The organism is Halocatena marina, from assembly GCF_023276375.1.
Classification (GTDB): domain Archaea; phylum Halobacteriota; class Halobacteria; order Halobacteriales; family Haloarculaceae; genus Halocatena; species Halocatena marina.
This window is the reverse complement of the sequence record NZ_JALLPK010000002.1, coordinates 335,932-350,042: the sequence shown is the minus strand read 5'-3', so window position 1 is coordinate 350,042 and position 14,111 is coordinate 335,932. Positions and strand designations below refer to the sequence as shown.

13 protein-coding genes are annotated in these 14,111 nt (G+C 52.7%); 9 read left to right on the top strand and 4 right to left on the bottom strand.

The features are described 5' to 3' along the window. Positions 1-455 precede the first annotated feature (455 nt). Entirely contained in the window at positions 456-917 is a 462-nt protein-coding gene (locus MW898_RS20240; protein ID WP_248910122.1) for a beta propeller repeat protein, read from the bottom strand. A gap of 134 nt (positions 918-1,051) precedes the next feature. Further along, positions 1,052-1,264: a hypothetical protein gene (locus MW898_RS20235; protein WP_248910121.1), complete on the bottom strand. Its 213-nt coding sequence runs from the start codon at positions 1,262-1,264 to the stop codon at positions 1,052-1,054. 409 nt (positions 1,265-1,673) lie between these two features. On the opposite strand from MW898_RS20235, the gene MW898_RS20230 reads away from it, so the two are divergent. Both MW898_RS20230 and MW898_RS20225 read left to right on the top strand, forming a co-directional pair. After that, positions 1,674-2,261, top strand: coding sequence for a TetR/AcrR family transcriptional regulator (locus MW898_RS20230; RefSeq protein ID WP_248910120.1), 588 nt, complete (start codon positions 1,674-1,676; stop codon positions 2,259-2,261). After that, positions 2,258-3,739, top strand: coding sequence for an MATE family efflux transporter (locus MW898_RS20225; protein ID WP_248910119.1), 1,482 nt, complete (start codon positions 2,258-2,260; stop codon positions 3,737-3,739). The genes MW898_RS20230 and MW898_RS20225 overlap by 4 nt, the downstream gene beginning before the upstream one ends. Positions 3,740-3,828: 89 nt before the next feature. On the opposite strand, the gene MW898_RS20220 is transcribed toward MW898_RS20225, so the two are convergent. Beyond that, positions 3,829-5,928, bottom strand: coding sequence for a glucosamine inositolphosphorylceramide transferase family protein (locus tag MW898_RS20220; protein WP_248910118.1), 2,100 nt, complete (start codon positions 5,926-5,928; stop codon positions 3,829-3,831). A 391-nt stretch (positions 5,929-6,319) separates the two neighbouring features. Here MW898_RS20220 and MW898_RS20215 point away from each other — a divergent pair, with 391 nt between their 5' ends. Next, positions 6,320-6,484 (top strand): hypothetical protein, encoded by a 165-nt coding sequence (locus MW898_RS20215; protein ID WP_248910117.1) that lies wholly within the window; start codon positions 6,320-6,322, stop codon positions 6,482-6,484. A gap of 30 nt (positions 6,485-6,514) precedes the next feature. On the opposite strand, the gene MW898_RS20210 is transcribed toward MW898_RS20215, so the two are convergent. Continuing rightward, positions 6,515-7,102, bottom strand: coding sequence for a metal-dependent hydrolase (locus MW898_RS20210; RefSeq protein WP_248910116.1), 588 nt, complete (start codon positions 7,100-7,102; stop codon positions 6,515-6,517). A 278-nt stretch (positions 7,103-7,380) separates the two neighbouring features. Between MW898_RS20210 and MW898_RS20205 the strand changes: the two genes are divergently transcribed. The 6 genes from MW898_RS20205 to MW898_RS20180 all read left to right on the top strand — a co-directional run bounded on the left by MW898_RS20205 (position 7,381) and on the right by MW898_RS20180 (position 14,094). Beyond that, the gene (locus MW898_RS20205; protein ID WP_248910115.1) at positions 7,381-8,205 is read left to right on the top strand and encodes an ABC transporter permease; all 825 of its coding nucleotides are present in this window, start codon (positions 7,381-7,383) and stop codon (positions 8,203-8,205) included. Beyond that, a complete protein-coding gene (locus MW898_RS20200; RefSeq protein WP_248910114.1) occupies positions 8,202-8,732 on the top strand; it encodes a hypothetical protein in 531 nt (176 codons plus the stop codon). Before MW898_RS20205 ends, MW898_RS20200 begins: the two co-directional genes overlap by 4 nt. A gap of 37 nt (positions 8,733-8,769) precedes the next feature. Then, positions 8,770-9,567, top strand: a complete 798-nt coding sequence (locus MW898_RS20195) for an ABC transporter permease subunit (RefSeq protein WP_248910113.1) — start codon at positions 8,770-8,772, stop codon at positions 9,565-9,567. A gap of 850 nt (positions 9,568-10,417) precedes the next feature. Then, the gene (locus MW898_RS20190; RefSeq protein ID WP_264556402.1) at positions 10,418-12,220 is read left to right on the top strand and encodes a cbb3-type cytochrome c oxidase subunit I; all 1,803 of its coding nucleotides are present in this window, start codon (positions 10,418-10,420) and stop codon (positions 12,218-12,220) included. Positions 12,221-12,997: 777 nt separating this feature from the next. Beyond that, a complete protein-coding gene (locus MW898_RS20185) occupies positions 12,998-13,540 on the top strand; it encodes a redoxin domain-containing protein (protein WP_248910112.1) in 543 nt (180 codons plus the stop codon). 2 nt (positions 13,541-13,542) lie between these two features. Beyond that, the gene (locus MW898_RS20180) at positions 13,543-14,094 is read left to right on the top strand and encodes a DsbA family protein (RefSeq protein WP_248910111.1); all 552 of its coding nucleotides are present in this window, start codon (positions 13,543-13,545) and stop codon (positions 14,092-14,094) included. Positions 14,095-14,111: the final 17 nt, after the last annotated feature.

The window sequence follows — 14,111 nt, the reverse complement described above, 5'->3', positions numbered from 1 at the left end:
GACTGTACGTTCGTAACGTCGGGGTACTCAACCCATATGAGTATACAGAGTGCCTCAGTTTGAAGTTCGATTCATAGATAAAATTGACATTATCGATAAACGTATCCTACGATTGTTATCCAATTACTTTTCCGTACACTCCATGCGTTGAATTGTCAGGTTGTCTCGGGGCTCAAGCGATAGTCTCATCAGAGCATCCACTACTTGATCGAAGAAGCTGGTCAACCAGATCCGCTACTCGAATACTCAACGAGAGCGATGTTCGAAGTTACTGCTTGAGAGGAGTAGAAAAGATTGTATATCAGCGCTCGATGGTACTCTCGGGGCTTTGAAACTCCTCTGGAAGGACGAGGAGTACTGCTTCCTGGTGAGACAAAAATATCAATCAAGTCAGATATTATTGCAAAATTGATTGTATCCGATTCAGGAGAAAATGTGCATAGACTAATGATGATTCAGAAGTACCATCGATTCTGTTCGGAGTACGCATAACAATTCGTCCACCGATTGATACCCTCTGGCTCTCCATCGGTGCCGAACGCAACGCAGTCTTTGAATGCAGCTATCTGTGTGAGCATAGTTACCTCATCCTGATCGGCGATTGTCTCCCAAGAGGTTCCGAGGTCGTCGCTCCAATACATCTGTGAGTTGCCACTGTCACCGACAACAACCCAGATCCGATCGACATACGGATCGTACTCGACATCGTGGATATGGAGATTCGCTGCGTCTGTGGTCTTGAGAGGAACTTTGAGAATTCGGTCAAACGATGCTCCACCATCAGTCGAGAGAATCGCCTCGTTGGCATACTGGCCGTTCTCGAAATCAGAGAGCTCGTAACATGAGAGGACAATGATCATTTGGACGTACTCGTTATCGATATCTGCAAAGAAAACAGCTCCTCGGTCGTCTGCCACCAGTCGTCGCTGACCATCACTGTTGAACCAGAGCGGTCGTACGTTCTACCGTTCTGATCGAGCCGAACTGGATACCCATTCGAGCGTGTCTCGTTGACGCTGAGCTGGTATTCCATTCTCGGAGGGCACAGGTTTCACCTCTGCTTTCTGCTCTTTCGCAACGGCTGGTTGTCTCTATTCTTGGGTTGCTGTCGCCGTTGATAGGGGTGTCCCAGTTCCGCCTCGGGCTCACCTTCAGTAGTCTCCGTGGGCGAGTCATCATTGCCACAGCCCGCCAGCACCAGACTTGCGCCCGTTGTTGTGAGTGTTACAAACCGTCTTCCCGTCATTGGATTAGTACTTTCCATAAGTCACCTCTCGAATACATCAATTACCCGCAGTATATTTCACAGTTACCTATCTAGTTGTTGACATCGATCGACACATCACTGGGGCATATATTTCCGTGGTTTTATTGTGAGAAATATATTCACGTCGGTTAAAGAGATACTGGTTTTATCGAGTTCGAGCTGCCGACACACGATTGTCCTAGATAGTATATTTGATCCATACATCGACCATTTATTTCTACATTGGTGAATGAAATCCCTCCTTTATACCAAATAGATTTGCATAGATGATTTATGAGCTACATCTTATATACGGATGCGACGACGCCGCAATGGTTTCTGTGTTGGTACTCTTCGATCATCCATTCACTAGTTCGTTTTATACTTTGTTCAGAACTCTTTTTTGATTAAACACTCAATCAAAAACATGGCTGACGAGCGGAGCACTCGGATGGAGATTATTGATGCAGCGTACACTGTTCTCGCTGAGCACGGGTACGATGGGTTCACAACGCGAGCCGTTGCCGACGAAGCAGGTCGAAATCAATCACTGGTCCACTATTATTTCGAGACAAAACGGGATCTCCTCTTAGCACTGGTTGAGGAGGCGTTGAGTGACCTTGCGGAGCAACTTGAGCAGTTGTCGCATTACGATCCAGCTGACCGACTGCTCGCTCTTACCGAATATATTGTTGAGACGCCGAACGATGACGATCTCGCGTTTAAACGCCTTATGCTCGAATTTGCTGCACAAGCACCCTATGACGATCACTTGCGGACAGAACTCGCGTCGGGACGAGAACTGATTCGAGAGTACATCGTCGAGACGGTTCAGGAAGGCATTGAATCCGGACAGTTCCGTGCTGTTGACCCGGTAAACTTCACGGCGACCTATCAGATGGCCATGAGCGGCACCCAAGCCCACACAGCCGTATTTGCTGATGAAACTGATGAGCTTGTCGTCGCTGGTCTCTCTAACCTCATTACTGAGTATTTGATAGAGGGACAAGAATGACAGCAGCGGCAGACGAACAGGCAGATCGATTTACCGATGGGGCAATCCTGTGGCCGCTGCTGACGCTTGCAGGGCCTCTCGTAGCGACCCAACTTCTTCAGGTCACCTACAACTTCACCGATACGTTCTGGGTTGGGCAATTGGGCGCTGATGCCGTGAGCGCGCTATCATTTTCGTGGCCCCTTGTCCTACTAGTGATCAGCGTCGGTAGCGGGATTACGAACGCTGGGACAATTCTCGTCTCCCAGAATACCGGGGCGGGTGATGATGAACGTGTTACACATATTGCTGGACAGACACTGGCTTTCGTGAGCCTGCTTGCAATCGGGCTCTCGGTTCTCGGCGTGGTCATCGCCCCACAGTTGCTGGCGCTCGTCGGTGCTACACCAGGGACGAAGATACACCACTTGGCAGTAACCTATACGCGGATTGTCTTTCTGGGTCTCCCATTCACGTTTGGATTCTTTATTTTCCAATCACTTCTCAGGGGGTGGGGTGATGTCACAACACCGATGTACCTCGTGACAGGGAGCGTCGTCCTCAATGTCGTTCTCGATCCGTTCTTCCTTCTTGGATTCGAGGGAAACCCCCTGTTTGCATGGTTTGGGCTCAGTAGTCTACAGGCGTGGCTGTTCGCTGTCACTGGGTTCGCTGGATTTGGTGTCGAAGGAGCTGCTGTTGCAACGGTTCTCTCACGAGGGTTAGCTGCGGCCGTCGGGCTGTGGCTGCTCTTCAGTGGGCGAACTGGTCTCCATCTCACGATGTCGGACCTCCGGCTCCATCTGGAATCGATTTGGAAGCTTCTCAGAATCGGCATTCCAGCGAGTATCGATCAGAGCACACAGGCGGTTTCGGTGACGGTCATGACTGCACTTGCGGCACTCGCCGGGGTAAACGCAGTTGCCGCGTACGGTATTGGGAATCGGTTTACGACACTCGTCTGGTTCCCGACCATTGCCATGGGAATGGCAGTCGAGACGATGGTGGGTCAGAACCTCGGCAACTCTCGCCCCGATCGTGCTCGACGAACGGTGTATGTCGCCATTGCGCTCTTTGCGACGATCTTCATCGGTGTCAGTGCAGCGACCGTTTGGTTCGCGCAACCAATTGTAAACCTCTTCATCACAGGACAAGAAGCAGACGCCGTTGTTCGGTACGGCGTTGACTATCTTCGGATTATCGCACCCACGTGGGCTATCATGGCAGCGTTCCATATCATGAATGGGGCATTCTACGGTGCTGGCTCGACGGAGTTATCCATGGCGCTCGGGGTGGGAACGCTATGGGGAATGCGGGCAACGATCGCAATTGGGTTGGTCGTTGTCGTCGGGTTCGGCGCAACAGGGGTGTGGTACGGCATTGCTCTCTCGAATGTCATTGCAGCCATCGCTGGAACTGTCTTTTTCGTTCGTGGGCGGTGGTCGGAGAACATCCTTGAGAGCGATCGTACTCAGCTCGCCGATGCGAACCAGAGCTAATATGCAGTGAGTCACTATCACCCACGTTCGGTGGCGAGTCACTCCAGTTGATTCGAAGCTTGAGATATCGATTTTTTTATCCGGATAGCTTATCCAGTGGGTGGGATATCGACGATACCGATTGTCCACAGATCCTCGCTTGACTCCTGCGCACGAACCCCATCGACCGCACACCGCCAGCCCTTCCCCGGTCCGAGCCACCACGGATCGAACGTGTGCATTCCATCGTTCGCCCAGTCGCTGCCGAACTCGTGGAGCACGGGCGATCCGGAGACCTCTTGATCGGCGTACGTAGATGGTGAGAGGTCGGTCACCTCGTAGCACCTGACGGCGTCTCCGTAGTTTTCGACAGAGTCCTGGAAGTAGAGGAACAGTCGATCGTCAACGACGATTGGTCGGCCACCTTGTCGGCCTGCTTGGAGCCGATCCGTGACGACGGGGTTGCCCTCGTGTGGAATCCACCCCTCGCGTTCGAGATCCGTCGAATGATACACCATTACGTTCTCGTTGCCCCGCTCGGTGAACAGCCACCACCGCCCCTTGTACCGGACGAACGTCGGATCGTGGGGATAGTAGTCGACATCGATCGCGTTGCCGATATGCGTCCAGTCGGTGGGGAACTGCTGGGCTTTGTACAGCTCTACTTTCTTTCCCGTCGGTGGGCACATGTAATACTCGTTCTGATATTTCCAGACGAGCGGGAAGGATGTGTGGTATCGCTTCGTGAGCACGACCTGGTTGTAGGTCCAGTGTAATCCATCCGAACTGGTAGCGTGCCCAATCGGGGCGTCCGGCCTCCGATTCTCGTTGACGATCTCGAAGAACATGTGCCACGTGCCCTCCTCGACGAACATGAACGGATCCGCAACGTAATCAACGGCTCCGTAGTCGGTCACGTCACTGGCTCGCAACACGGGCGTGGCGTCCGACGGATGGAAATTCGTGCCCGTCGGAAGCGTTGCACCGTGCGGAGCGTGCGGCATCTCCGGAATCGTCTCGCCAACGTACAGCGGAGTCTCGTTCGACTCAAGCACTAAATATGCGATTTGTTCCTCTATGTGATACATCTCGTCGTCAAGACTCCGTTCTTCGTCCACTTTCACCGTGACACTCGTTTCCGAGAGATTTCGGTGACGGAGCCCAGCCGGATTCGAGCCGTTGTACGTCTGCATCCCCGCGAGGAAGACGGGATTCGTAAACCCATTCTCAAAGGAGAGACTGTGCCAGTGCCCATCGATCGTCGTCCGACCCGCCTCGAATGCCATCCCGTGTAAGGTTCCAACACCGGGTTCGATGGCGACGTATCCGAGGGATTCGACCTTGTGTGAACCGTTTGCCTCTTCCTCTTGGACTTTTACGTCAAATCCCTCAGACGAAACGTTCGAGACGCGGGTGACGATCGCCTGGTTGCCTTGCATGGTCTCTGACTGACAGAACACGAGAGGCGTTTGGTCGAACGTCTGATCGAACGACACGCTGGACCACGTGTGATCGGCAAGCGTGCGACCAACTTCGACGGTACTTCCGTTGTCTAATCCGTGTGTTCCGGACTCAATCGCAAGACTACCGACGGTCTCGTCGTAGTGAATGTCGTTGAGATAGTCCCACTCTTCGATACGGGCGTCGAAGCTTTCGCTGGAGACATTCTGTAATCGGACGTGACACGGATTAGACCCGGCATACGACAGTGGCGAGGCGATGACAACCGGCGACTCGTACTGACCCGCTAGTTGGTACGTCTGCCACGGCTCATCGACTGTGAGCGTCCTTGCCGAAGCCCCGCTGGCGTTCAGCTCCGTGAGTGATACCTTCTGGCCGTCGACGAACACATTGACATCGTCGGCACTACCCTCGAGCAGTTCAAACGAGAGAATCTCACCGGTGAATCGGAAACGGTCGTCTCCCCAGGCAACTCTCCCTGAACCTCTGTTCCCATCAACACTGTCGTTCGATTCGAGTGAACCGGTCCCGGAGACCGTTCCGCTTGTGGTAAACTGATAGCGTGCGGGGTCGCCGACCCCTCGAACCAAAAGATCGTGTGTCGTCCCCTCTGTTGATTGTTGGGCACGCTGGGTGTCAGAAAGAGTGCTTGCCTGAGCTCCACCAATCCCGGCCAGTGCTCCTGTCGCCCCGATCGTTTTGAGAATTGACCGTCGTCCGATAGAAGATGCGTTGGACCAATTTTCCATTGTGTTAAATCACTTATTTAATATTGTTAGAATCCGGCCCAATCAGGGGCTGCCCTGAGGCCTTCTATGTCACTGATAATATTACGATTGTTCGTCTCCATCTCAGAAATCTTGTTTGTCACTACACTATATTAATCTGCTGTTTTCAGCCCACATACGACTGTATCTGTTGGTATCTGTTGGTGTACTTGTTCTCAATTGTGATTTTGTATCAGATTTGCGTATCGATGGCCTGAGAGGCTTACAGACATCCGTTTATCGTTATTCCTACGCCATACAACAATCCTTTACGGTGCTAACGTTGTAATGGACCTTCGAAGCGTAGACAGGAGAGAAGAACGCACCACAGCATCCGTATCAAGTACCGACATCGTTGAAATGTCGATGTGCCGTGAAACAAGAATCTATTGTATCTGTTGTTATCAATCGATCAGCGATCACGATCGAAGCGACTATCGATGTGAAAGGGAACGTGTTGTCGACGATTCAGAAGCGTGCTCGCACCGAGGATTGCAGCACCGAAGAGCGGTCGCTCGAAGAGCAGTTCATTGAGTAGACCAGCGAACTGTCCCAGACCACGTGAGGATCACTCGTTGCCGTCGGTCGGGCCGTCGAATGATCGCTCTAGTGCCTGCCGTATCGGTGTTAGCCCGGGACGGCCGTCGAAGATCCAGACGCCAATCGTTACGTAAACCACGCTTGCCCCAAGGATCACGATCATTGCATCGTCGGTTGACTGAAAGCCAGTGAACACCGAGACGTAGTCGCCGAGGCGGGTGAGCACGGGTTGTTCATACGCAGGCAGCGTGACGATCGGCCAGAGTACACGCCCGAACGCGTGTGGATTTGACCGCAATACCCCGAACAGCACGTCGCCCAGTAGATGTGACCAGTAGCCGACGACGAAGGCAATACCAAGTAGGCGACGATCGTGCTGGTGTGTCAGCACGAGCGCAGCGATTCCGAGTGGAACGGCAAGGAGCACCGAATGAGCAACCGCGTATCCCTGCGGAACTAGCCCAAAGACCCACGAGAGCGGTTTGTCCACGAGATCCGGGAGGAGTGCACCGAATAGGACAGCCACTGTCGGGCCTGTGGTCGGCCGGCGACCGACGAGACGCGTACCGAGCGAGTAACAGAGATAACCAACCGCTGCGTGCGACCACGGCCACATCTCAGCACCACCTCGAAGCGATCGAACGATCGAACGGACACCATTGCATAGGTAGGGATGGTATCCAACCGACAAGTAATGGGTGGATCGACATCGAGCTAAGCAGTCATGCGTCACGCTTGTAAGTAATTATTATTCGATGTGATTCGTTCGAAACGGCATGCTGCGTGGATAGTGAGCAGGATCTAGATCGAAATATTTACAGCTATATCTTCTGTCAGCACCTATTGGTGACATTTTCAGCCCGATATGATTGTTAGACGTAGCGGTGATCGGCGGTGAGCACGCTCACGGTCGCTCGAAAGGAGTTCGAGGACGCGATCCGATCGCGGGCGCTGATGGTGGTAGCGACACTGTTTGCGGCGGTGTTGGCGATGGTGGTCTATTATCAGCTGTATATGGCGTCAAGCGCACGACTCGCAGCGATCAGAGACCCAGCGCGTGTCGCTTCCGAGATCACTGCAGGCGTGAGCATACTCGTTCCAGTGCTGGGAACGATGCTGGGCTACAAGGCAATCGTTGGAGAGCGCGAGTCCGGGAGTCTCAAGCTGTTGCTCACGCTGCCACACACGCGGTGGGACGTGGTGCTCGGGAAGTTCCTCGGGCGATCAGCCGTCGTCGTCCTCTCGGTACTCATCGGCTTTGCCCTCGTTGGGGTGCAGTTCGCCGCCAGTTCCGAACTGTTTTCATTATCTGTGTATGCGATGGCTGCTGTGAAGATGGCGATCGTCGGAGTAACGTTCGTCGCAATTGCCATCGCGTTCTCGACAGCGATGCGGACGTCGATGATGGCGATGTGGGGAGCGATCGGCCTCACGTTGTTGTTCGTGTTCCTCTGGGACTCGGTGCTTACCCTCACAAAGTCGTTCGTGGAACGAACACCGGAGAACAGCGCCGTTGGACCGGTGTCCGAACTCCCCGACTGGTACTATCTCATCAAGCGGTTGAATCCACGCAACGCGTTCAAAGACGTCACACCGTTCGGCGTCGAACCCAATACATTCTATCTCGAACCGTGGTTCGCGGTCGTCATCATTGGAGTGTGGCTGGTTCTCCCGCTTGGACTAGCGTACGTGCGGTTCGAACGGAGTGATCTGGCGTGAATCATCGCCATTTCCTCAGCAGCGTGCTGGTTCTCGCGCTAGTGCTGTTTGTCTTCCCGATTGTCTCGCCCGTGCCCGCTCAGGACCCTGCGGTCGAAGTGCTTCGGGATCCGAACGCCAGCAGCCAACCCAAACAGGTCGCAAGCGAGATCGTACGATACCAGAACCTCTCGTCCGATGCACAACAGTGGTTCGAGGAACTCCCACGAGGCAAAAAGTCGTTTGAAGCCGAGACCGTCCCGATCGACAGCCCTCCAGAGCCGTGGGCGTCGTTCGTCCCGAACGAGAGCGAGACGAACGCTCAGCCCGCGAACGGACAGATTGATGCGCAGAGTGACATGAGACGCCTCCTGTCTGTCGTAACCATCGTGCAGGTCGAACGCAACGGTCGGTACCATCCAGTTCAACTCATGCGCATCGAACCACGACCACCACAGCAGGCGGTCGCGTTGCGGCTGGGCTCGCTCGTCGGATCAATCGGCCTATTCGGACTGGCAGGACAGCAATGGCTCACGAAAAACCAATGAATACACGAATGACAAGCACAATTGAGGTCGATCGAAGATGAGTACGCTCGTTATAGCGAAGAAGGATTTCGAAGATGCGGTCCGAGCACGGACACTTCAGGTGATGGTGGCGTTCTTCGTCGGGTTCACAACGCTACTGTTTCACTACCATCGCTCGCGGCTCGGTGAAGAACGGACATTCGACATACTGTTCGACGGTATCGTCGGGATGTTGGGCGTCGTCGTGCCAATTCTCGGCATGATGATCGGCTACAGAGCAATCGTCGGCGAGCGCGAATCGGGCAGCCTCAAATTACTGCTCTCGCTGCCACACTCTCGATTGGAGCTCATGCTCGGGAAGTTCCTTGGCCGGTCGGTGATTATTGTCGTGACGATGGCCGTCGGATTCGCCCTCGTCGGCGTCCAGACAATCCTGTTCACTAACCTCTTCTCGCTACCGGCGTTTCTCTTCGCTGCTGGCGAAATTACCCTGTTTGGAATCATCTTCGTGGCGATCGCTATGGCGTTCTCGACAGCGATGCGGTCGTCGATGAAAGCCGCAATTGGCGCACTCGGACTGACCGTCCTGTTTTCGTTCATGTGGGATCTCGTGACCGGATCCATCATGCGGTTCGTTCACCCGCCTCCAATGTCTGGAGAGCCCACGCCACCACCGAATTGGACGACGCTCCTCCAACGAATCAATCCACGAAGAGCGTTCATGGAGATTAGTATCGTGAGAGAGCCAATTCCGTTCTACCTTGATCCGTGGTTCGGCTGGGTGATCGTCGGGTTCTGGCTTGTCGTCCCGCTCGGGCTGGCGTATCGACGATTCGAACAGAGTGACCTTTCGTAGCTATCGACACATCGGTACCGTGCCCGTCGTTGCACTGGTGCTGACTCGTTTTGTGCCCATCGATTCAGCCAGAGTAATGGAATAGTCACAGCCAGTCATCTTTCGAGAATGTGCTGACGAGAGACTTCTGCGTTCGTTCTTTATTTCCGATAACAACCTGAGCAAAACAGAATGGCGCATTCCCAGTAGATCTAGCAGGGTCGATGTGAACACGGGCGTCAAGAAACTGACTTTCAAAGAAATGTGCTGATATTCACTGCTCGCATAATGGGTGCATTCATAGAGGAATCACTCAGAAATATCTACTCAAACTAAAGGGTCAAGAGATGTACTTGTACTGATCGTCCTCAGTACTAACAAGCAGTCTGATTCGTTACGTCAATACTTCGGTGTAGGGACGCCTACCCACAGTACGAACCGTGAAAACAGTCGGTATCGATTCACAGAAACAGACTTCAGACTGGAAGCATTCCCAACAGTCGAAATGGTCCTCGTTCCACTCGTCACGACTGCAGCAACCATTTGACAGCGTCTCGTGTCTGCTGGCCGCGTTCGTTTGAAAATACGTTTGAGCAGACGATCGATAGTAGTGCTAAATGAGCATATAGTTCTATAGTCTATGTATCTCACTTCGATTCACCTATACCATTTTGATCCTCAATCGGTGTCTAGCAAAGCATGGCCAATAGAAGTCAGCTAGTCAGAGAACACCACAAGAGACATTCGTATAGATGAGTCTCATCGATAAAGCGACTCAGTATTAGACGTCGTCGATAAAATCAGTCATTGGATGGATAATGTAATCGTAGCGGACACAACCTTTCTAATCCACCAGTACCGAAGGGTAAATATGGACCTCTCAGCACAGCTCGCGCTGACTATATTCATGGGTCTCTTTCTCGTAGGGGTGGCTTTGGCCCTCTCTCGCATGGAGGACTGGCGATCGTACACGCCACTTACCAGCGGAGGCACCGCTGTCAGTGACGAGACGGGGTATATTTCTGAAGAAAAGCCGTCCGGCCTCATTCGTTGGTTGACGACGGTCGATCACAAGGACATTGGAATGCTCTACGGTGCCTTTTCCCTCATTGCCTTTATGTGGGCTGGACTTGCCGCCTTCTTGCTGCGTGCAGAGCTCATGACGCCAGAGATGGATCTGCTCGCCGGATTCGGTGGAGAGAACTTGTATAACGCGTTGATGACGAGCCACGGGACCACCATGTTGTTTCTATTTGCGACGCCGATCATCGCAGCACTTGGGAACTACTTCATTCCGTTGCTCATCGGCGCAGACGACATGGCGTTTCCACGGATCAACGCCATTGCGTTCTGGCTACTTCCGCCAGGTGCATTGCTCATTTGGGGAGGTTTCTTTCTCGATACCGCAACCGGTGGTGCTATTCAAGCATCCCAAACGAGTTGGACGATGTACACACCGCTCTCGGCCCAGCAGGTCAATCCCGGTGTAGATCTCTTTCTCCTCGGCCTCCACTTGACAGGTGTTTCGACGACAATGGGTGCGATCAACTTTATCGCCACTATCTTTACCGAACGATCGAGGGATGTCACTTGGGCAAGCCTCGATATATTCTCGTGGACGATCCTCACCCAATCGGGACTGGTCCTATTTGCGTTCCCACTGCTCGGGAGCGCATTGATCATGCTGCTGCTGGACCGGAACTTTGGATCGACGTTCTTCGCAGCCAACGGTGGTGGCTCGCTTCTCTGGCAGCACCTATTCTGGTTCTTCGGGCACCCCGAAGTGTATATCATTGTACTGCCACCGATGGGTATTGTGAGTCTCGTGATTCCGAAATTTGCGGGCCGGAAGCTGTTCGGCTTCAAGTTCATCGTCTACTCCACGTTGGCGATCGGTGTGCTGTCGTTTGGCGTGTGGGCACACCACATGTTTGCGACCGGCATCGATCCGCGTATCCGGCTGAGCTTCATGGCGGTTTCACTCGCCATTGCGATCCCGAGTGCGGTGAAGACGTTCAACTGGATTACGACGATGTGGGATGGGAATCTCCGATTGACCGCACCGATGCTGTTCTGTATCGGTTTCGTCTCGAACTTCATTATCGGTGGTGTGACCGGAGTCTTCCTTGCGGCCATTCCCGTTGATCTCATTCTCACGGACACCTATTACGTCATTGGTCATTTTCACTACATCGTTATGGGTGCGATCGCCTTCGCTGGCTTTGCTGCTTTATATTACTGGTATCCGATCTTCACTGGTCGGATGTATCAGCGGACACTCGCACGGTGGCACTTCTGGTTCTGGATGCTCGGATCCAACATCACGTTCTTTGCAATGTTGCTGTTGGGCTATGAGGGAATGCCCCGCCGATACGCGACCTATGCACTCCCTGACGGCGCTCCGTTCTCGCTCCTCGTCGAGAATCTCCATCAGATTGCTACCTTCGGGGCGTTCCTCATGGCGATCGGGACGGTTATCTGGCTGTGGAATTTCGTCGTCTCGTGGTACGAAGGGCCTGAAGTCGGTGAAGATCCGTGGAATTTCCGAGAGTACGGTATGACATCACCTGAGTTCGAATGGCACGCACGCCGCCTCCAGACGACCGCCACTGACGGCGGTGATGACGAGACTACAACCGATAATGAGAGAACCACAGAACCAGAGACGAACTAATTAGCAGACGAAGACGGACTGTATCTGAGTACCTCCGCTCGGGATCGTGGCGATCGAGAATGTTCAAGAGATATTGAATCACCGATTGAGACGCTGTTTCAAATGAAATTCCTTCGTAGCACCCCAACCAAATTGCTACAGATTATGGCGGGCTCTGTCGACTTTTGCTGCTCGATCAGTACTGTGGCACACCTCTTTGTCCGTTATTCGCCAAGATCATTACATTTGTACGGCTGTAAATGCAAGCATCTACTACAAGCTACCTACAGGAGATGTTTGACGGCGAACTGACCACTAGTGGGCGATCAACGACATCCACGGATCACCTCTGCTAATTCGTATCTCATATTGTGAAAATAGAGGCAGCACCAAGCTATCGCATCGACGATGTATCGACAGGCACGTCCTTGCGATGTTGCATTGGTTGTCCCGGCTTACAGAGAGAGGAATACGCAGCCAACTTCGTCTGTATGCTTACGTATCGAACAGAGACAGTAGTGTCGTACAGTCCGTGAGGGTTCCAATCTCTGTTGTGACTTGCACAATTCGACATCTGAACCTGAGCTACCGATTCATCCATACCACTGTCGAGAGCTATACCTCGTGAGGTAGCGTAGGACCTCAAAAATCAGTCGGACAATGAGCAATCGCCAACAAACCAAAATCGGGTGGTAATAATTAGAACCGAAATAGTTTAGATATTGCCGATTTCGATGCAGTTCAGTTCCCACAACAGATATACGTATTAATAGCTAACAAATATCTGAGTTGGTTCTTATGCGCAAATCAGAATACGAGTGGGAGTTTGCTACCTGCGGAGTGGCTGACTGTCCTGAAAAACAGTATCCGACGCAGCCACTTGCAGCGGGAACGAAAGCTCCCGACTTCACTCTGTATTCGACGCCAGATCAAACACTTTCACTACACGACTTTCGTGATCAACGCGTGATCCTTGCGTTTTATCCTGCCGACTGGAGTCCCGTCTGTGGCGACCAAATGGCGCTATACAACGAATTACTCGAAGAATTCAATCTGTATGATGCTCAGCTATTGGGTATTTCTGTCGACGGTGTCTGGTCTCACGACTCATTTTCGAACGACAGAGCTCTGCAGTTCCCGCTCCTCGCAGATTTTGAGCCAAAGGGCGAAGTGGCGAAAGCCTACGGTGTGTATCGACCAGAAGACGGAACGTCCGAGCGCGCGCTCTTTGTTATCGACGGTACGGGGGAAATTCAATGGAATTATCTCTCTCCTCTCGATGTCAACCCAGGAGCGAACGGCATTTTGCAAGTCCTTGAGGCACTTGAAGCGGAGGAATGAAAATGGTCGATCAAACATCAATCTCTGATAATGCTACCTTAATAGGATCGGTTGACGAGACAGATCATACACAAGGTCCTGCAGATGCTCCCGTCACGTTGGTTCAGTACGGAGATTACGAATGTCCCTACTGTGGTCGGATGTATCCCATCATTCGATCGATTCGAAAGAAGATGGGACCAAAGCTTCGATTCGTGTTCCGAAATTTCCCGCTGAAACAGATGCACTCATACGCGGTGCGCGCTGCAGAAGCGGCGGAAGCAGCGGGTGCACAGGGACAATTTTGGGAAATGCACGACCATCTCTATGAGCACCAGAACGCACTCGAAGACGATGACCTACGTGGGTATGCCGACGAGTTGGGACTGGATGGAGACGAATTCGAACGCAGCGTGTTTGTTGAACATCGATACGAAGAGCAGATTAGAGCTGATTTCAAGAGTGGAATTCACAGCGGGGTCAACGGAACGCCAACGTTCTTTATCAACGGATCACGGTACGACGGAGCATTGAGCGAAGATGCGCTCTTATTGTCGATTGAGAATGCGATGTAAGGGAAACTGATTCGGAT

Excerpts from the sequence above, each read along its gene's own strand:
- MW898_RS20235 (WP_248910121.1), bottom strand. The coding sequence starts at position 1,264 with ATGGAAAGTACTAATCCAATGACGGGAAGACGGTTTGTAACACTCACA.
- MW898_RS20230 (WP_248910120.1), top strand. The coding sequence starts at position 1,674 with ATGGCTGACGAGCGGAGCACTCGGATGGAGATTATTGATGCAGCGTAC.
- MW898_RS20225 (WP_248910119.1), top strand. The coding sequence starts at position 2,258 with ATGACAGCAGCGGCAGACGAACAGGCAGATCGATTTACCGATGGGGCA.
- MW898_RS20220 (WP_248910118.1), bottom strand. The coding sequence starts at position 5,928 with ATGGAAAATTGGTCCAACGCATCTTCTATCGGACGACGGTCAATTCTC.
- MW898_RS20210 (WP_248910116.1), bottom strand. The coding sequence starts at position 7,102 with ATGTGGCCGTGGTCGCACGCAGCGGTTGGTTATCTCTGTTACTCGCTC.
- MW898_RS20195 (WP_248910113.1), top strand. The coding sequence starts at position 8,770 with ATGAGTACGCTCGTTATAGCGAAGAAGGATTTCGAAGATGCGGTCCGA.
- MW898_RS20190 (WP_264556402.1), top strand. The coding sequence starts at position 10,418 with ATGGACCTCTCAGCACAGCTCGCGCTGACTATATTCATGGGTCTCTTT.
- MW898_RS20185 (WP_248910112.1), top strand. The coding sequence starts at position 12,998 with ATGCGCAAATCAGAATACGAGTGGGAGTTTGCTACCTGCGGAGTGGCT.
- MW898_RS20180 (WP_248910111.1), top strand. The coding sequence starts at position 13,543 with ATGGTCGATCAAACATCAATCTCTGATAATGCTACCTTAATAGGATCG.